18 protein-coding genes are annotated in these 17,529 nt (G+C 59.9%); 13 read left to right on the top strand and 5 right to left on the bottom strand.

What is annotated here, in order from left to right; genetic code table 11:
* The first annotated feature begins 7 nt into the window (after positions 1–7).
* The 8 genes from pcaD (at position 8) to benD (ending at position 6,993) form a co-directional block, all read left to right on the top strand.
* Entirely contained in the window at positions 8–769 is a 762-nt protein-coding gene (gene pcaD, locus ATE40_RS11815) for a 3-oxoadipate enol-lactonase (protein ID WP_063918578.1), read from the top strand.
* Between the two features lie 3 nt (positions 770–772).
* Entirely contained in the window at positions 773–1,888 is a 1,116-nt protein-coding gene (locus tag ATE40_RS11820; RefSeq protein ID WP_063918579.1) for a muconate cycloisomerase family protein, read from the top strand.
* Positions 1,889–1,905: 17 nt separating this feature from the next.
* Entirely contained in the window at positions 1,906–2,196 is a 291-nt protein-coding gene (catC, locus tag ATE40_RS11825) for a muconolactone Delta-isomerase (protein ID WP_063918580.1), read from the top strand.
* An 83-nt stretch (positions 2,197–2,279) separates the two neighbouring features.
* Positions 2,280–3,209, top strand: coding sequence for a catechol 1,2-dioxygenase (gene catA / locus ATE40_RS11830; protein WP_063918581.1), 930 nt, complete (start codon positions 2,280–2,282; stop codon positions 3,207–3,209).
* An 87-nt stretch (positions 3,210–3,296) separates the two neighbouring features.
* Positions 3,297–4,673 (top strand): Rieske 2Fe-2S domain-containing protein, encoded by a 1,377-nt coding sequence (locus tag ATE40_RS11835; RefSeq protein WP_063918646.1) that lies wholly within the window; start codon positions 3,297–3,299, stop codon positions 4,671–4,673.
* Entirely contained in the window at positions 4,670–5,167 is a 498-nt protein-coding gene (gene benB, locus ATE40_RS11840; RefSeq protein ID WP_063918582.1) for a benzoate 1,2-dioxygenase small subunit, read from the top strand. Before ATE40_RS11835 ends, benB begins: the two co-directional genes overlap by 4 nt.
* 15 nt (positions 5,168–5,182) lie before the next feature.
* A complete protein-coding gene (gene benC / locus ATE40_RS11845) occupies positions 5,183–6,208 on the top strand; it encodes a benzoate 1,2-dioxygenase electron transfer component BenC (RefSeq protein ID WP_063918583.1) in 1,026 nt (341 codons plus the stop codon).
* A gap of 2 nt (positions 6,209–6,210) precedes the next feature.
* Positions 6,211–6,993: a benzoate diol dehydrogenase BenD gene (gene benD / locus ATE40_RS11850; protein ID WP_063918584.1), complete on the top strand. Its 783-nt coding sequence runs from the start codon at positions 6,211–6,213 to the stop codon at positions 6,991–6,993.
* Positions 6,994–7,009: 16 nt separating this feature from the next.
* Here the strand turns inward: benD and arsC are convergent, their stop codons facing one another.
* The 3 genes from arsC to ATE40_RS11865 form a co-directional block, all read right to left on the bottom strand.
* Entirely contained in the window at positions 7,010–7,438 is a 429-nt protein-coding gene (gene arsC, locus ATE40_RS11855) for a glutaredoxin-dependent arsenate reductase (RefSeq protein ID WP_063918585.1), read from the bottom strand.
* A gap of 14 nt (positions 7,439–7,452) precedes the next feature.
* Positions 7,453–8,742 (bottom strand): arsenic transporter, encoded by a 1,290-nt coding sequence (locus ATE40_RS11860; RefSeq protein WP_063918586.1) that lies wholly within the window; start codon positions 8,740–8,742, stop codon positions 7,453–7,455.
* A gap of 70 nt (positions 8,743–8,812) precedes the next feature.
* Positions 8,813–9,139 carry a metalloregulator ArsR/SmtB family transcription factor gene (locus ATE40_RS11865; RefSeq protein ID WP_019453521.1) on the bottom strand — a complete coding sequence of 109 codons (327 nt, stop codon included), beginning with the start codon at positions 9,137–9,139 and terminating at the stop codon, positions 8,813–8,815.
* A gap of 221 nt (positions 9,140–9,360) precedes the next feature.
* On the opposite strand from ATE40_RS11865, the gene ATE40_RS11870 reads away from it, so the two are divergent.
* The 3 genes from ATE40_RS11870 (at position 9,361) to ATE40_RS11880 (ending at position 11,124) form a co-directional block, all read left to right on the top strand.
* Positions 9,361–9,540, top strand: a complete 180-nt coding sequence (locus tag ATE40_RS11870; protein WP_019453520.1) for a hypothetical protein — start codon at positions 9,361–9,363, stop codon at positions 9,538–9,540.
* A 211-nt stretch (positions 9,541–9,751) separates the two neighbouring features.
* The gene (locus ATE40_RS11875; RefSeq protein ID WP_063918587.1) at positions 9,752–10,348 is read left to right on the top strand and encodes a hypothetical protein; all 597 of its coding nucleotides are present in this window, start codon (positions 9,752–9,754) and stop codon (positions 10,346–10,348) included.
* Between the two features lie 2 nt (positions 10,349–10,350).
* Positions 10,351–11,124 (top strand): DUF3307 domain-containing protein, encoded by a 774-nt coding sequence (locus tag ATE40_RS11880; protein ID WP_063918588.1) that lies wholly within the window; start codon positions 10,351–10,353, stop codon positions 11,122–11,124.
* Positions 11,125–11,172: 48 nt separating this feature from the next.
* On the opposite strand, the gene mgtA is transcribed toward ATE40_RS11880, so the two are convergent.
* Both mgtA and ATE40_RS11890 read right to left on the bottom strand, forming a co-directional pair.
* Positions 11,173–13,872 (bottom strand): magnesium-translocating P-type ATPase, encoded by a 2,700-nt coding sequence (gene mgtA, locus ATE40_RS11885; RefSeq protein ID WP_063918589.1) that lies wholly within the window; start codon positions 13,870–13,872, stop codon positions 11,173–11,175.
* Positions 13,873–14,117: 245 nt separating this feature from the next.
* Positions 14,118–14,816: an MgtC family protein gene (locus tag ATE40_RS11890; RefSeq protein ID WP_025159855.1), complete on the bottom strand. Its 699-nt coding sequence runs from the start codon at positions 14,814–14,816 to the stop codon at positions 14,118–14,120.
* A gap of 113 nt (positions 14,817–14,929) precedes the next feature.
* Between ATE40_RS11890 and ATE40_RS24700 the strand changes: the two genes are divergently transcribed.
* Together ATE40_RS24700 and ATE40_RS11895 are read left to right on the top strand one after the other, a co-directional pair.
* Positions 14,930–15,175 (top strand): hypothetical protein, encoded by a 246-nt coding sequence (locus ATE40_RS24700; RefSeq protein ID WP_154746434.1) that lies wholly within the window; start codon positions 14,930–14,932, stop codon positions 15,173–15,175.
* A gap of 143 nt (positions 15,176–15,318) precedes the next feature.
* A complete protein-coding gene (locus ATE40_RS11895) occupies positions 15,319–17,502 on the top strand; it encodes a glycoside hydrolase (RefSeq protein ID WP_063918590.1) in 2,184 nt (727 codons plus the stop codon).
* Positions 17,503–17,529: the final 27 nt, after the last annotated feature.

Genomic DNA, 17,529 nt, shown 5'->3' on the forward strand with positions numbered 1-17,529 from the left:
GTCAATCATGGATATTGAATATCGTCTCGACGGCCCGGCCGACGCACCGCTGCTGGTGCTGTCCAACTCGCTGGGCACCACTTTCGAGATGTGGCAACCGCAGTTGGCGGCGCTGACCGAACGCTTTCGCCTATTGCGTTACAACCAGCGCGGCCACGGAGCCACCCCGTTGGCGAAAGCGCCACTGCAACTGCAGCAGTTGGCTGAAGACGTCATCACCCTGCTCGACCATTTGGATGCGCCGAACGCCCATTTTTGCGGCATTTCGATGGGAGGATTGACCGGGCTCTGGCTCAGTCGTTATCACCCCGAGCGCATCGGCCGGCTGGTGGTCGCCAATACCGCCGCCCGCATCGGCGACGCCGAAGGCTGGCGACAACGCGCGCAGCAGGTACGGGAACACGGGTTGGCGCCGATCGCCGCCGCCTCCCCCGCGCGCTGGTTCTGCGTGGCATTCGCGCAACGCCACCCCGAGCAGGTGGCGGCGCTGGTGGCGGCGCTGGCAGCCGGTAATCCACAGGGATACGCCGCCTGCTGCGAGGCGCTGGCGCGGGCCGACCTGCGCGCCGAGGTCGCCTCGATGACGCGGCCGATGCGGGTGATTGCCGGTGAGCAAGATCCGGTCACGACGGTGGCGGACGCCGAGTTTTTAGTCGCCAATGCGCCACTCGCCGACCTGCGGCGGTTGCCGGCATCGCATATTTCCAACATCGCCTGTCCGGATCTCTTCAACCGCTGCGTTGTCGAGTTTCTTACTGAAAAGGAATGAAACATGGAACTTCGCATTGAACGCATCGACAGCTGGCTGGTGGATATCCCCACTATTCGGCCACACAAATTGTCGATGGCCACTATGGGCTGCCAAACGCTGACGCTGGTGCGCATGACCTGCGCCGACGGCCTGATCGGCTGGGGGGAAGCCACCACTATCGGCGGGCTGAGCTACGGCCCGCAAAGCCCGGAGGGGATCAAATCGGCGATCGACGGCTACCTCGCGCCGCTGCTGAGCGGCAAAAGCTTCAGCGGTCTGGCGCCGCTGGTTGCGTTGATGAATGGCCAGGTCCAGGGCAATACCTTTGCCAAGTCGGCACTGGAAACCGCCTTTCTCGATGCCCAGGGCAAACGCCTCGGCCTACCGGTCAGCACCCTGCTCGGCGGCGCGCTCAGCAACACTCTGCCGGTGCTGTGGACGCTGGCCAGCGGCGATACGCAGCAAGACATCATCGAAGGGCAACGCCTGTTGGCGGAAGACCGTCATCGCGCCTTCAAGTTGAAGATCGGCACCCGGCCGCTGGAGGAAGATCTGCACCACACCCTGGCGATCAAGCAAGCGCTGGGACCGGAGATCAGCATTCGCGTCGATGTTAACCAGGCCTGGGATGCCGCCACCGCCGTACGCGGAATGGCGGCGCTGCAGCAGATCGGCATCGATCTGGTCGAACAGCCGGTGCCGCAATGGGATCGCACGGCGTTAATCCGCCTCAGTCAGCGCTTCACTCTGCCGATCCTGGCCGACGAGGCGGTGGCCGACGCTCACGACGGTTATGCATTGGCTGCGGGCGGCTTTACCGGCGCCTACGCGCTGAAGATAGCCAAGGCCGGCGGCCCGGCGCAGGCGCTGAAACTGGCGCAGGTCGCACAGGCCGCCGGAGTCGGCGTCTATGGCGGCACCATGCTGGAAGGCACGCTGGGCACCGTCGCCTCGCTGCACGCCTGGTCGACGCTGAAGCTGGATTGGGGCAGCGAGATGTTCGGCCCGCTGTTGCTGAAAGACGACGTGGTCACCACGCCGCTGCGTTTCGCCAACGGTCACGTCAGTCTACCGTCAGGCCCGGGCCTGGGGCTCGATATCGATGAAGACAAACTGCGCTTTTACCGCCGCAAATAACCACGAGGTACTACGCCATGCTGTTCAAAGTTGAAATGGTCGTGAAATTACCGCTCGATATGCCTAAAGCGCTCGCCGACGAAATAAAAGCGCGCGAAAAAGCGTATTCGCAAACCCTGCAGGCGAGCGGAAAATGGCGACATCTTTGGCGCGTAGCCGGTAGCTACGCCAACGTCAGCATTTTCGATGTGGAAAGCAATGCCGAGCTGCACGAGCTGTTATTCGCCCTGCCGCTTTACCCTTATATGAAAATTCGCGTAACGGCGTTATGCCGACACCCGTCATCGATCCGCGACGATGACAAATAAAACACCGGGATAATAACCCGCAAGGTTAGCTGTTAATTCCTGTTCTCTGTATAACCTACATTATAAGCAATGAGGAATTCACAATGTCTATTTCCTTCAATCAACGTCAAGACATTATCAAACTGCTGGAAATCAGCAGCGGTTTTACTAATGACAATGGTGATCCGCGTTTCAAAAAAATCATGCATCATCTGCTGGGCGATATTTGTCAGCTCATCGATCGCTATGATATTTCCCCTGAGGAATTCTGGCAGGCGATCAACTATCTGCACGTCTTGGGCGAACACCAAGAGGCGGCGCTCCTGGCCGCCGGCTTGGGGCTGGAACACTACCTCGATCTGCGCGACGACGAGCGCGAACGTCAACAAGGGCTGAGCGGCGGTACGCCACGCACCATCGAGGGGCCGCTGTATGTGGCCAATGCGCCACTGAGCGCCGGCTTCGCGCGGATGGACGACGGCGACGACGACGGCGAGGTGATGTGGCTGCACGGCCAGGTCAAAGGCGCCGACGGCAAGCCGCTGGCGGGGGCGGTGGTCGATATTTGGCACGCCAACACGTTGGGCAACTACTCTTTCTTCGATAAATCGCAGAGCGGCTTCAACCTGCGCCGGCGGATAACCACCGACGCCGATGGCCGCTACGCGGCGCGCAGCATCGTGCCGTCGGGCTACGGCTGCCCGCCCGATGGGCCCACTCAGGCTTTGCTTAATCGACTGGGGCGCCACGGCAACCGCCCTGCACATATTCATTTCTTCGTCTCCGCACCGGCGCATAAACACCTGACGACGCAAATCAACCTCAATGGCGACCGCTATCTGTGGGATGACTTTGCTTTCGCTACCCGCGATGAGCTGATCGCCACCCCGGTGAAAATCACCGATTCGGCGCTGGCGGCAAAACGCGATCTGCCCGGCCCGCATACCGAAGTGCAGTTTGATTTCACGCTTTATGCCGCTGCGGACCGCATCGAACAAAACAGAATAAACCGTCCCCGCGCGCTGCAAGATTAATCTTTTTCGCACGAGAGAATAGCGACGCCAATAACGGGCAATCGGCTATTGATTGCCCGTCAATCCCTTTTATATGAGGCCATGAATATGCACTCATTATTGAACCCGACAATATCCAAGCTGAAAGAAAAAATAAATCATGCTTTAATCATTGATAAAGAAAATGGCATATATCAGTGCAACCGCGGTATTTTTACCGATGAGGCGCTGTTTGAATTGGAAATGAAAGCCATTTTCGAAGGCAATTGGATTTATCTGGCGCATGAAAGCCAAATCGCCGACTCAGGCGATTATTACACGCTCACCGTTGGGCGTCAGCCGGTGATGATCACGCGCGACAAAGACATGCAGCTGCATGCCATGATCAATAGCTGCTCGCATCGGGGCGCAATGTTGGCCAGCCGCAAGGCCGGCAATAAAAGTACCTTCACCTGCCCCTTCCACGGCTGGACCTTCAATAACGCCGGCAACCTGCTGAAAGCCAAGGACGAGAAAACCGGCGCCTATCCCCCCTGTTTCAAGCGGGACGGCTCACACGATTTGAAACAGCTGCCGCGTTTTGAATCTTATCGCGGATTTCTGTTCGGCAGCCTGAGCGATGAGGTGCAACCGCTGGAGGACTATCTGGGTGAAACGCGACAGATCCTCGATCTCATCGTCGATCAGGCTGAGAGCGGGCTGGAAGTTCTGCGTGGCTCATCCTCCTACACCTTCGACGGCAACTGGAAGCTGCAGATGGAGAATGGTGCGGACGGTTACCACGTCAGCGTGGTGCACTGGAACTATGTCTCCACCATGGCGCATCGGGATGCCGCCAGCGGCACCCAAACCATGGACGCCAACTGCTGGTCGTCAAAAAACGACGGTGGCGCCTACGGCTTCAAGAATGGTCATCTGCTGTTGTGGACCCGGGTGCTGAACCCGGAGTCCCGCCCCATTTATCGGCACTTCACCCGTTTGAACGACGCCTTCGGCGCACACCGTGCCGACCTGATGGTGAACCAAACCCGCAACCTGTGCCTTTACCCCAATCTGTACATCATGGACCAGCTTTCCAGCCAGTTGCGCGTAGTGCGCCCGATTGCCGTCAATAAAACCGAAGTGACCGTATTCTGCTTTGCGCCGAAGGGCGAAAACGCCGACGAGCGAGCCTTGCGCATTCGCCAGTATGAGGATTTCTTCAACGTCAGCGGCATGGGTACGCCGGACGATCTGGAGGAATTCCGCGCCTGCCAGCTCGGGTTCAACGCCGGCAACATGCCCTGGAGCGATCTGAGCCGCGGCGCTACCCGCTGGCTGGAGGGCCAGGCTGACGACCATGCCAAAGCGCTGGGGATCGTACCTGACATGACCGGTCCGCGCCCGGAAGATGAGGCCCTGTATCTCAGCCAGCATCATCATTGGCAAAACATTCTGCTGCGCCAGCTGGAGCGCCAGCAACGACACGACGAGGTGGCGCAATGAGCACATTTAACCTGCAACAGCGGGTGGAACAGTTCCTATACCGCGAAGCACGCCTGCTGGATGACCGGCAGTGGGATGACTGGCTGGCCTGTTACCATCCGCAGGTCGAATATTGGATGCCGGCCTGGGCTGACGACGATCGCCAGACGACGGACCCTCACAGCGAGATTTCGCTGATTTATTACGCCAATCGCGAAGGCCTGGAAGACCGCGTTTACCGCATAAAAACCGAACGCTCAGCCGCCAGCAGCATGCCGGAGCCGCGCACGGTGCATCTTATCAGCAACGTGGAGCTGTTATCGTCCGGTGCGGAACAGGCCGAGGTGAACTACCACTGGGCCACCTTCTATCACCGCTACAACCACACGGACACCTATTTCGGCTCAACCCGACTGTGGATAGATCTTAGCGGGGAGGCGCTACAAATTAAGCGCAAGAAAATTCGTCTGGATAATGACTATATCAATCATGTAATTGATATTTATCATCTTTAATGCAGGAGGTGAGGTATGTCTTTTACCGTTGCCCTTAATTTTGAAGACGGCGTCAGCCGCTTTATTCAATGCAACCCGAATGAAAAAGTACTCGACGCCGCCTACCGACAAAAGATCAATCTGCCGATGGACTGCTCGGACGGCGTATGCGGCACCTGTAAATGCCACTGTGAACAGGGAGAATACCAGTTGGGCGATGACTATCTGGACGAAGCACTGTCAGAGCAGGAAGCCGCACAGCGGCGGGTGTTGACCTGTCAGATGGTGCCGCTCTCGGACTGCGTCATCGAGGTGCCGATGCCTTCGACGATGTGTAAAACCGCCAGCGAAATGTTTACCGCCACCGTCACCTCCGCCACCGCCCTGTCGGACAGCGCCATCGAGTTCTGCCTGACGCTGGATGATGAACGCGGCATCGCGTTCCTGCCGGGGCAATATGTGAATATCGACGTTCCCGGCAGTGCGGCCAGCCGCGCCTATTCGTTCAGTTCGCCGCCCGGCAGCCGGCAGCTCTCTTTTCTGCTGCGCAACGTGCCCGGCGGCATGATGAGCCGTTATCTGACCGAACGGGCGAGCCCCGGCGACGCGATCCGTCTGCGCGGCCCGCAGGGCAGTTTCTATCTGCGTGCGCCGGTGCGGCCGATGTTATTTTTGGCCGGCGGCACCGGGCTGGCGCCGTTCCTTTCCATGCTGGAATATCTGGCGCTCGGCGGCAGCGAACAGCCGGTGCATCTGATCTACGGCGTCACCCATGACCACGATCTGGTCAAGCTGGAACAGCTGGAGGCGTATCGCCAGCGTCTGGCGAATTTCAGCTATCTGACCTGCGTGGCCAGTGAAACGTCGTTTTCGACGCATAAAGGGTATGTCACCCAGCATCTCGACGAAAGCCTGCTTAATAACGGTGAGCTGGATGTGTATCTGTGCGGGCCGCCGCCGATGGTGGAAGCGGTGCTTGGCGATTTTCAGCGACGCGCCTTTATCCCGCATAGCTTCCATTATGAGAAGTTCGCCCCCAGCCAGGCCGATGGGAGGAGTTGACCATGGATAAATCACGTTTCAGCGGCCAGGTGATGGTAATAACCGGCGCCGCTCAAGGCATCGGCAAAGCGGTGGCCGAACGCGCGGCTCGGGAAGAGGCCCGTTTGGCGCTGATCGATCGCTCCCCCTATCTGGAAGAGGTCGTGGCCGTTTTACGCGAACGCGGCGCCGATATCATCGCCCTGCAGGCCGACTTGGAGCATTGGGAAGCAGCGCGCGATGCGCTGGATCAGGTGCAACAGCACTTTGGACGCGTGGATATTATGGTGAACAACGTGGGCGGCACCATCTGGGCACGACCGTTTGCCGACTATGCGCCGCAACAGATTGAGGCGGAGATTCGGCGCTCGCTGTTCCCGACGCTATGGGGTTGCCGCGCCGCGTTGCCGTATATGCTGGCGCAGGGGAGCGGAGTGATCGTCAACGTCTCTTCGGTCGCCACGCGCGGCGTCAATCGCGTTCCCTATTCCGCAGCCAAAGGCGGCGTCAACGCCCTGACCCAATCACTGGCCTTTGAATATGCCGGCGCCGGCATTCGCATCAACGCCACGGCGCCGGGCGGCACCGAAGCGCCGCCGCGGCTGACGCCACGCAATCGCGAATCCCCGACGCAACAGGAGGAAAGTTGGTATCGGCAGGTGGTTGAGCAAACGCTCGACAGCAGTCTGATGCACCGCTACGGCAGCGTTGATGAACAAGCCGCCGCTATTCTGTTCCTCGCCAGCGCCGAAGCCAGTTACATTAACGGAACGGTGCTGCCGGTCGCCGGCGGCGATTTGGGGTAAAACAGGCGCCGGGGGATCAACGTATGATCCGCCGGCCCTGCGCATCGATCACCGGCTCCCCGTCCTCTTTGCTGAAGGCGCCGCGCTGCGGATCCGGCAGAATATCCAAAACCACCTCCGATGGGCGACACAGACGCGTGCCGAGCGGCGTCACTACGATAGGGCGATTGATCAGGAGCGGCCGTTGCAGCATAAAGTCGATCAGTTGTTCATCGCTCCAGGCGCTGTCGTCCAGATGCAGCTCGGCGTAGGGCTCGACGTTTTTGCGCAGCAAGGCGCGCGGCGTCATGCCCATCTCGGCCAGCAGCGCTGTCAAACGTTCGCGGCTGGGCGGCGTTTCCAGATACAAAATCACCTCCGGCTCAGCGCCGCTGTTGCGGATCAGCGCCAGCGTGTTGCGCGACGTGCCGCAGGCGGGATTGTGATAAATTTTGATGTCGCTCATGTCAGTTGCTCCGGTTATGGCAAAACGGACAGCCGCAGCGCCAGCGCGGCCAGGGTGACGAACAGGATCGGCAGCGTCATCATCACGCCTACGCGAAAATAATAGCCCCAGGTAATGACGATGTTCTTCCTTGCCAACACATGCAGCCACAGCAGCGTAGCCAGGCTGCCGATCGGGGTGATTTTGGGGCCGAGATCGCTGCCGATAACGTTAGCGTAAATCATCGCCTGCTTGATGACGCCTTCCGCGCTGCTGCCGTCGATCGACAGCGCCCCCACCAGCACCGTCGGCATGTTATTCATGACGGAGGAGAGAAACGCGCTCAGGAAACCGGTGCCGAGCGTCGCCGCCCACAGCCCCTGCCGCGCCAACGCATCCAGTACGCCGGACAGCAAATCGGTCAAGCCGGCATTGCGCAGCCCGTAGACCACCAGATACATGCCCAGCGAGAAAATCACAATCTGCCAAGGCGCCCCGCGCAGCACTTTGCCGGTATCGATCGCCCGCCCGCGTTTCGCCACCGCCAGCAGCACCAGCGCACCGCAGGCGGCGACCAAACTCACCGGTACGCCGAGCGGCTCCAGGCCGAAGAAGCCGATCAGCAACAGCGCCAATACGGCCCAGCCGGTCCTAAACGTCGCGCGATCGCGGATCGCTTCCTGCGGTACCGGTAAGCGCGCCAACGCGTAGCGCAGGGGAATATCTTTGCGGAAGAACAGATGCAACATCACCAGCGTCGCCGCCACGGCGACGAGGTTGACCGGCACCATCACCGCCGCATACTCCGTAAAGCCCAAGTGGAAGAAATCCGCCGAAACGATATTCACCAAATTGGACACCACCAGCGGCAGGCTGGCGGTATCAGCGATAAAGCCTGCCGCCATCACGAAAGCCAGCACCGCCGCAGGGCGAAAGCCGAGCGCCGACAGCATGGCGATCACGATCGGCGTCAGGATCAGCGCAGCGCCGTCGTTCGCAAACAGCGCCGCCACCACCGCACCCAACAACAGCATGTAGGTAAACAGCCAGCGCCCTTTACCGTTGCCCCAACGGGCGACATGCAAGGCGGTCCAGGCGAAAAAACCGCTCTCATCCAGCAACAGGCTGATAATGATGACGGCGATGAAGGTCGCGGTCGCATTCCAGACTATCTGCCACACCACGGGAATATCGCCGACGTGCACCACGCCGCTCAGCAATGCCAACCCCGCCCCGATTGACGCGCTCCAGCCAATACCCAGCCCTTTCGGTTGCCAGATAACCAAGATCAACGTCAGAATAAAGATCGTCCCCGCCACTATCATCGCTGCCTCACTGCTCTCTCAAGCTTACATATATGTTTTTTCGAATATATAACGGCAAATTTTTTTACCGTTACGAGCAGCCTTTCGCCACGCGTTGCCCCAACGCCGCCACCTGCTCTGGACGGCACAGATAAGCCTGCTCAATAATCGCCGCCGCCCAGGCCGGCATATGCGGCGACAGGCGATAATGTATCCATTTGCCGTCGCGCCGATCGAGCAACAGCCCGCTTTCGCGCAGCATCGCCAGATGCCTTGAGATTTTGGGTTGCGGCAGCGCCAGAGCACCCGACAGCTCGCACACGCACAGCTCGCCGGCGTGGCGCAGCAACAGCACCAGCGTCAGACGCGTATCGTCCGACAAGTTTTTAAACAGCTTCAGCGGCGTCAATGACGACATAATGCGCTCCTGGTATTCTTTGCCCCACTATAATCCAGCGCTGGAACATTTCAAAATCATATTCGTTTAAACGAATATAAATTCACGCGACATGTCATCGCGCACGCCCGGCTATCGGCGAGTTAAGTTTCAGCTATCGATTCCATACGCCAAAGCCGCTGTTCATTATGTGCTCTTTCGCTACAATCGTGAGCACTGACATTCACCGTATCGAGGACACCATGTACAACTTCTCCCGCTATCAGGCAAAAGAACTGGCGCTGGCTTACATGAGCGGCAAAAAACACGATCTGTCGCCACAGGAGTTTTTGCAGCAGTTGAAAAGCAGCGAAAGATCGTTTGAACACCTGCTGAAACACGGCAGCGAAATGCCGCGTGAAGTGCTGGTCAAAAGCTTCTGAACGGCCGGTTGCCGGCCCCTTTTCCTCTACATCGCCGGTGGCGAGCCTGACGGGCCCGCGCATTCCCGGCTATCCATCCCCCTCACCTCACCGCAGAATTTCGCCCCCATAGGCGAAAAGTTGATAAATTCGCACCAAAAAGCGAATTATTGACTTATTCGCATCAAGATGCGAATTTATAGTCTTCCTTCTACCAACAACGGATCACGCCATGCCGACGCCAATCAGCGTAATCAGCGGCGATCTGGTCGATTCTCGCCGGTCAGACACCGTCAACTATCTTAACGGGCTGCACAGCCTGCTCGAACGGCTGCAGCGCGATGGGCGGCTGCATCAGGTGGAGATTTTCCGTGGTGACGCCTTCCAGGCGCAGGCCGCCCCCGAGGACGGGCTGTTTCTGGCGGTGTACGTTCGCCTTGCCCTGCGGGCGATGGGCGCCGTGCACTGGGATGCGCGCATCGCCGTCGGGCTGGGCAGCCAGCGGCCCGACGCCATCGGTTACGGCAGCGCCTTTATCAATTCCGGCAGCGCGCTGGACGCCATGGCGAAAAATTGCCGGCTGGCTCTGAAAACCGACAACGATCGGACAAACGCCATTGTCAGCGATCTGCTGCCGATGTTAGATCATGTGATTAGCCGCCTGTCACAGACCGAAGCGCGCATCGTCCAGGCAAGAATGTTCGCTGACAGCGGCGCGGCCGTGGCGGGCCAACTGCAAAAAGCCGCCTCCACGGTCTCCGCCGCGCTGAAACGCGCGGCCTACGAGGAAATCATGCGGTTTATTCACGCCATTAACAGGATCGTCTGACTATGGATCTGACCTATACGCCCTTGCTGGCCTGGCTGTTGCTCGCCCACTTGCTGGCGGATTTTCCGCTGCAGCCGCGGAGTTGGGTGGAAGATAAAATCCAACATCGCGCGCGCTCGCGTTTTCTGCTGTTGCACGCCTTGCTGCACGGGGTGCTGGCCGCCTGGGTGGTGGCCGGTTTCGGCCTGCTGCACGGCGGGCTCTCTTCACGCCAGGTGCTGGCCGGCCTGCTGGTCATCGCCCTCAGCCACTACCTGATCGATTGGCTGAAAGTCACCATCATGGCCCGCCTGAGCCCGGCCCGCAGTTTCCTGCTCGATCAGGGATTGCATCTGGCGGTGATCGCCTTGCTGTGGCTGGGGCTGACGCCGAATGCGGCTGAACTGCTCGCCGCGCTGGGGCGGCAACTGGGGAGTTGGCAAACCGGCCTGGTGCTGGTGGCTTACAGCCTGATTTATCTGCCGATGAGTCTGCTGATCGGGCAACTGCTGGCGCGCTGGACGCCGCAAATGCCGCCTTCGGCCAAGGCCGACAACGACTCGCTGCTGCGCGCAGGCAAACAGATTGGCTACTTGGAGAGAACGCTGATCCTGACCTTTGTGCTGCTGGGGCAGATCCCGGCGATCGGTTTTTTGCTGGCGGCCAAATCCATCTTCCGTTTCGGCGATCTGCGCCAGAGCGACGATAAGATGCGTACCGAGTATGTGCTGCTCGGCACGCTGTTTTCCTTCACGCTGACCATCATGCTCGGCCTGTTGGTCAACAAACTGCTGTAGCGGTGAGGGGGCGAAGCATTTCGCCCCCGAAGTGAACGCCGAGGCGGCTTACAGCCACTCGCCGAAGCGGCGAATGTAGAAACGCTTCATCATCTGCGCAACCACGCAGTAACTGACCAACGTCGCGGCCAGCCACGGGAAGTATTCCCACGGCAGCGGCTGCAGGCCAACCAGGGCACCGAGCGGCGAGAACGGAATGTAGATGCCGAGCGCCATCACCAACCCGGTGGTCAGCAACACCGGCAGCGCCGCGGTGCTCTGAATGAACGGGATCTTCTGGGTGCGCAGCATATGTACCACCAGCGTTTGCGACAGCAGCCCCTCGATGAACCAACCAGACTGGAACAGCGCCTGGTGTTCCACGCTGTTGGCGGCGAACACGTACCACATCAGCGCATAGGTCGTAATATCGAAGATCGACGAGGTCGGCCCAATCCACAGCATAAAGCGCCCGATGTTTTTGGAATCCCACTTGCGCGGCTTGCGCAGGAACTCTTTGTCCATCTTGTCCCACGGCAGCGACAGCTGAGAAATGTCGTACATCAGGTTCTGAATCAACAGGTGGATCGCCAACATCGGCAGGAACGGAATGAAGGCGCTGGCCACCAGCACCGAGAACACGTTGCCGAAGTTGGAGCTGGCGGTCATGTTCAGGTACTTGATGATATTGCCGAAGGTCTCGCGCCCCTTGATCACCCCCTCTTCCAGCACCATCAGGTTCTTTTCCAACAGAATGATGTCCGCCGACTCCTTGGCGATGTCGGTGCCGGTATCGACCGAAATGCCGACGTCGGCGTCGCGCAGCGCCGGGGCATCGTTGATGCCGTCGCCGAGGAAACCGACGGTATGGCCGTTGGCCTGCAGCATTTTCAGCACCCGCGATTTTTGCAGCGGCGTCAGCTTGGTGAACACCGTGCGCAGCTCCACTTCGCGCGCCAGCTCTTCGTCATCCATCTGTTCAATCTGCAGCCCGGAGAGCGGTTCACCCGGCTCCAGCCCGACGTCGCGGCAAATCTTGCAGGTGATCACCGGGTTGTCGCCGGTCAGCACCTTCACCGTCACGCCGTTTTCCTGCAGTGCGGCGATCGCCTGCTGCGCGCTCTCCTTCGGCGGATCGAGGAAGGTCAGCAGCCCCTGCACCACCATGTCGCGCTCATCGGCCACGCTCAGCGGTTCGGCCGAGCGTTGCGCATCCAGCTCGCGCGTCGCCAGCACCAGCACGCGGAAGCCATCTTCGTTATACTCGCGAGCCAGCGCCTGCAGCGCCGCACGACGCGTTTCATCCAGTTCCAGCGTCTTGTCGCCTTCGCGCACGTGGGTGGCGATCTCCAGCATCTCCTCCACCGCGCCCTTACAGATCAGCTGCTGTCTGCCATGCTCATCCGCCACCACGATCGACAGACGGCGGCGCACGAAATCGAACGGCAGCTCATCCACCTTGCTGAAACGTCCCAGGGCTTCGATCCCCGGTTTGCCGCGCCCGAAGCGGATCACCGCCTGGTCCATCAGGTTCTTCATGCCGCTCTGGTGGAAGCTGTTCAGCCAGGCCAGGTGCAGCACCTCGTTATCCCTGGCGCCATTGACGTCGATGTGGTGCTCGAGAATGATGCGATCCTGCGTCAGCGTACCGGTCTTGTCGGTACAGAGCACGTCCATGGCGCCGAAGTTCTGAATGGCGTTCAGGCGCTTCACCACCACCTTGCGGCGCGACATGGCGATCGCCCCTTTCGCCAGGTTGGAGCTGACGATCATCGGCAGCATTTCCGGCGTCAGACCGACCGCCACCGCCAGCGCGAACAACGCCGCTTCGCTCCAGTCGCCTTTGGTGAAGCCGTTGATCAGCAACACCACCGGCACCATCACCAGCATGAAGCGAATCAACAGCCAGCTGACGCTGTTCACCCCGCGATCGAACGCGGTTTGCGCCCGCGAACCGACGATCGACTTGGCGAGCGAGCCGAAGTAGGTGCGCCCGCCGGTCGCCACCACCACTGCCGTCGCGGTACCGCTGGCGACGTTGGTGCCCATCAGGCAGATGTTGGACAGCTCAAGCAGCGCGTTCTCGCTGGAGACCTCCCCTTCGCTCGACTTCTGCGCCACGTTGCCCATCGCATCGTATTTCTCGATAGGGATCGCTTCACCGGTCAAAATCGCCTGGCTGATGAACAGATCGCGCGAGGCGATAAGGCGCACGTCGGCCGGCACCATGTCGCCGGCGGAGAGCTGAATGATATCCCCCGGCACCAGTTCGCGGATCGGCACCTCCAGCGTCAGCGGATGCGCGCTGTAGCTGCTGCGGCGCAGCACCGTAGCGGTGGTACGCACCATCGATTTCAGCGCTTCCGCCGCCTTATTGGTGCGATATTCCTGCCAGAAACGCAACAGCCCGCTCAACGTGACCATGGTCAGGATGATGATGACGCCGGTAAGTTCAGTTTCTTCACCGCTCTGGAGCGGCAGCCAATAATCGGTAAAGAAACTGATCGCAGCCAGCACCATCAGCACGAAGATAAACGGGTTATTGAAGGCCTTGATCAGCTGGATCAGGGCGTGCGGTGCCTTGTCGTGGGCGACCTGGTTGGCGCCGAACTGTTCCAGCCGTTCATCGGCGTCGTCCTGGGTCAAGCCGTTGCGGTTGCACTTCAGGTTCGCCAGCGTCTGGGCGATGCTGTTGGTCGCCTCTTGCGCAATGGCGTAGCTCACCGCGTCTTTATCACGGCGGTGCGTTCTTTCATTAATCTGAGTCATAACGCTATTCTCTTATTTTAGTTCTGCGCACAGGGTTCTCCCGCCCGATAAACAGGTGACTATGCACAGCTTGGAATTTGTTTAATTAGCGCGACTGAATGGCGAGATCACCCGGCCAGCCACGCAAGAATTATTTCCCTTCCGGGGTCATCGTCCATAACGCCTCCTTAATGCCCAACGTTATTCACGGCGTGCCTGAATAAACCCGAACATGCAATCAAGTTAATAAATATTTATATGATTAATCAGACCGGTAATTCGGACGCAACGCGCCAGCGAACGGCGCTCACACTTTTTTCCAGGCTGATGCGGCAGACAATACCCTCAATTTCTTTTTGCGCGGCCGGCGTGGCGTTAATTTCCGCGCACACTTCCAATTGCCCAGGGCTGGCAATATCGGCGCTGCGCAAGGATTGCAACCGCAAGGCCACGCCGTTCAACGCCTGCAATATCAGGGTGCGCACCAGAATTTCATCCTGCTCGCCGCAGGTCACCTGAATGCGATAGCACAGTTCGAGATCGGTCGCCTGCTGTTGCGGCTGCAGGTTGATGCGCTGCGCGGCTTCGCGCAGCAGGATATTGGCGCACAGGATAACTAGCGTGGCGACCACCGCATCCCAATGCTGGCCCAGGCCGCACAGCACGCCGATGCCCGCAGAACACCACAGCGTGGCGGCGGTGTTGAGGCCGCGAATGTTCAGCCCTTCACGCATGATTACGCCGGCGCCGAGGAAGCCGATGCCGGATACGATCTGCGCGGCCACGCGGCCGGCACTGGCCGGATCGGTGGACATAGAGCTGAGAATGAAGACCGCTGCGCCGGTCGCCACCAGCGCATTGGTGCGCAGGCCGGCCATGCGTTGGCGCCACTGGCGCTCGGCGCCAATCACCGCGCCCAGGCACATCGCCAGCAATAAATTTAAAACGAAAGGAGTCATAGCCATGACTTTCCCCTTAATTAACGACAGGAGATAAAATCATGTGCTGTTTAGCACACGCGAAAACGCGCTGAAAATAAATCAGCGAATCAGCGTGTCATGCCTGGAGGGAAAAGGCTGTGGCTGCAGAATACCATAATAACGTCCAACTCAATTCACCTGAAGCCACCTGGCATCAGGAAACGTTTTCTTATTCGGGTATGCACAGCTCAGAAATAACTGGAGAGGGGTGCTGCCCGCCGCTAGCGGCAAGCAACAAATCAGAAGAGAATTGGTCAGCTTGCCTTATTTATTTTATTACAACTGCAACTGTCCAATTGGGTTTCTCCACCGAAATTTTGGCTGAGTATAGTGACGTCGGATAATGAAGTAAAGGCTAATTTATTAAACGAAAAATAAACTGAAATACCGCACTGATATTTCGATGTCACAAATAGGGCGCGGCAACGTTGGGTAGCGGTGTGCTTATCGGTAAACTGCCCTCCTTCATCTTTCAAGGACGCCTCCGATGAAACAACGGTTTTCCCCGCTCGCGCTTGCGCTGCTCGTCAGCTTTTCCGCCGATGCCTTGCTGCTGCGGCAAGGCGACGTGCAGTTTGAACTCGATCCCGCCACGCTGCGCATCACCGCAGGTGCGGTGCCGGTCAACTTGGCTCAGCCCACGCAACAGGTGGCGGACCTCACCGCGTCGCCACAGCGCGCCAGCTGGCGATGGCCGCAAAGCGCGGTCAGCGTGAGCGCCCGCCTGGAAGACGGCGATCTGCGCCTGAGCTTCCGCAGCGACCGGCCGCAAACCCTGAGCTGGTATCGTCTGCCTCCGCAGGCGGCGGCGCTGTTGCTGCCGATCGGCGAAGGCAGCCGCATTCCGCTCGACAACCCGGTCTGGCGCAACTACCTGACGACGGAAATGACGCCGCTGGATACCAACTGGGATCTGAAACTGCCGCTGTGGAGCCAGCAACATCAGGACAAGGTCTACAGCTGGCTGATGTTGACGCCGTTCAGCAACCGGGTCACCTTCGCTTCGGAGCAGGAAAAGCTGGCGATGCGCGCCGAGCATCAGTTCAACCGCTTCAATCAACAACAGGCATTCGAGGTGCTGCTGCACGTGGGGAACACGCCGCTGTCCGGCGCCCGCCGTTACCGCGAGATTCTGCAACAAAGCGGCCAGTTCAGCAGCCTGCACGAAAAGATGAAACAGGCGCCCGAAGGCGAAAAGCTGATCGGCGCAACCCATATCTACCTGTGGGGCGACCAGCTGCTGGCGGCGGAAGATGTCAAAGATTGGCAGGGCTTGCTGCACTACCTCGCCTCTCCCGCCGCCGAAGCGCTGCGGCAGCAGATGGATGCCGAGAGCAGGAAGTCCTTGCGGCAATTGGCGGGCAAAACGCCGGAAGGCTGGCAACAACAGCCCCTGATAGACGGCATCAACCAGGCGCTGACGGCGCAGTTCGCGCTGGGCGCGACGCCGGATGACGCCGATTTCCTGCTGGCGCAGCAGCGCCAGGCCGCCGCAGTGCGTGAGCGGGCGCAGCAAGAGCTGGGACGCTGGTTAACCCCAGTGGACGGTTGGGGGCAAGGGCTGGCCAAACCACTGATCGATGCGCTGCGCCAGGCCGGTTTGCCGCGCCTGTGGTTGGGCACCGACAACTGGACCGCCGCCTTCCTGCACCCGCAAGCGGTGGCCGCCGCCAAAGCGGCCGGCTATCTGATCGCCAGCTACGACTCCTATGATACTGCCATTGCGCGCGGCGTGAACGACAGCTGGCTCACCGCGCAACTGCCGACGGCGCTGCGCGAAACCTGCGCCATCGTGCGCGCCGACGGCAGCAAGAAACCCGGCTTCGGCAAACAGGGTTACTACCTTAATCCGGGCTGCGTCCTGCCCTATTCTCAACAGCGCATGCGCGAGCTGGTGCAACTGGCCGGGTTGAACAGCCTGTTTCTCGACGTGGACGGCACCGGCATGGTGTCCGATGACTATCAGCCCGACCACCCGACCGGCGCAGCGCAGATGGCCGAGGCGCGCAACGCCCGGCTGGCCTGGTTCAGCGCCACCCTTAAGTTGCCGCTCGGCTCGGAGGACGGCAACGCGGTGACCGCCCGCAGCCTGATGTTCGCCCACGGCATGGAAACCTGGGGATTCGGCTGGGGCGATAAACAGATGAATCAGGATAAGTCCTCGCCCTATTATCTCGGTGCCTGGTGGCCCAACACCCAACCGGCGTTTTTCTTCCGCCCCGCCAGAGTGAAACAGCCCTACCGCACGGTCGAATTCGATCCGCGTTATCGCCTGCCGCTCTACCAGGCCGTTTTCCACGATGCGATCGTCAGCAGCCACCATTGGAATTACGACAATCTGAAGTTCAGCGACGTTCAGACCAGCCGTAGCCTGCTCAGCCAGCTGTATAACACTGCGCCGATGTTCCATCTGAGCCGCGCCACCCTGGCGGCACGCTTGCCGGCGATCAAACGCGCCGATGCCGCTTTCCGGCCGCTGCATCAGGCTCTGTGGGACAAAGCGCTGACCGACTTCCGCTGGCTCGATCGGGACGGCTGGGTGCAACAGACGACCTTCAGCGACGGCTCGACGCTGACCGCCAACTTTGGCGAGCGGCCTTTCGCCGGCATAGCGGCCCACAGTCTGCGTGCCAAACTGGCCGACGGCCGCACGCTCGACGTTGCCCCTTAGCAAGGTCGCCGGTGGTGGGCTACGCTA

The organism is Serratia surfactantfaciens, from assembly GCF_001642805.2.
GTDB lineage: Bacteria > Pseudomonadota > Gammaproteobacteria > Enterobacterales > Enterobacteriaceae > Serratia > Serratia surfactantfaciens.

Coding starts and splice junctions, on each gene's coding strand:
- pcaD (WP_063918578.1), top strand. CDS start 8: ATGGATATTGAATATCGTCTCGACGGCCCGGCCGACGCACCGCTGCTG.
- ATE40_RS11820 (WP_063918579.1), top strand. CDS start 773: ATGGAACTTCGCATTGAACGCATCGACAGCTGGCTGGTGGATATCCCC.
- catC (WP_063918580.1), top strand. CDS start 1,906: ATGCTGTTCAAAGTTGAAATGGTCGTGAAATTACCGCTCGATATGCCT.
- catA (WP_063918581.1), top strand. CDS start 2,280: ATGTCTATTTCCTTCAATCAACGTCAAGACATTATCAAACTGCTGGAA.
- ATE40_RS11835 (WP_063918646.1), top strand. CDS start 3,297: ATGCACTCATTATTGAACCCGACAATATCCAAGCTGAAAGAAAAAATA.
- benB (WP_063918582.1), top strand. CDS start 4,670: ATGAGCACATTTAACCTGCAACAGCGGGTGGAACAGTTCCTATACCGC.
- benC (WP_063918583.1), top strand. CDS start 5,183: ATGTCTTTTACCGTTGCCCTTAATTTTGAAGACGGCGTCAGCCGCTTT.
- benD (WP_063918584.1), top strand. CDS start 6,211: ATGGATAAATCACGTTTCAGCGGCCAGGTGATGGTAATAACCGGCGCC.
- arsC (WP_063918585.1), bottom strand. CDS start 7,438: ATGAGCGACATCAAAATTTATCACAATCCCGCCTGCGGCACGTCGCGC.
- ATE40_RS11860 (WP_063918586.1), bottom strand. CDS start 8,742: ATGATAGTGGCGGGGACGATCTTTATTCTGACGTTGATCTTGGTTATC.
- ATE40_RS11865 (WP_019453521.1), bottom strand. CDS start 9,139: ATGTCGTCATTGACGCCGCTGAAGCTGTTTAAAAACTTGTCGGACGAT.
- ATE40_RS11870 (WP_019453520.1), top strand. CDS start 9,361: ATGTACAACTTCTCCCGCTATCAGGCAAAAGAACTGGCGCTGGCTTAC.
- ATE40_RS11875 (WP_063918587.1), top strand. CDS start 9,752: ATGCCGACGCCAATCAGCGTAATCAGCGGCGATCTGGTCGATTCTCGC.
- ATE40_RS11880 (WP_063918588.1), top strand. CDS start 10,351: ATGGATCTGACCTATACGCCCTTGCTGGCCTGGCTGTTGCTCGCCCAC.
- mgtA (WP_063918589.1), bottom strand. CDS start 13,872: ATGACTCAGATTAATGAAAGAACGCACCGCCGTGATAAAGACGCGGTG.
- ATE40_RS11890 (WP_025159855.1), bottom strand. CDS start 14,816: ATGGCTATGACTCCTTTCGTTTTAAATTTATTGCTGGCGATGTGCCTG.
- ATE40_RS11895 (WP_063918590.1), top strand. CDS start 15,319: ATGAAACAACGGTTTTCCCCGCTCGCGCTTGCGCTGCTCGTCAGCTTT.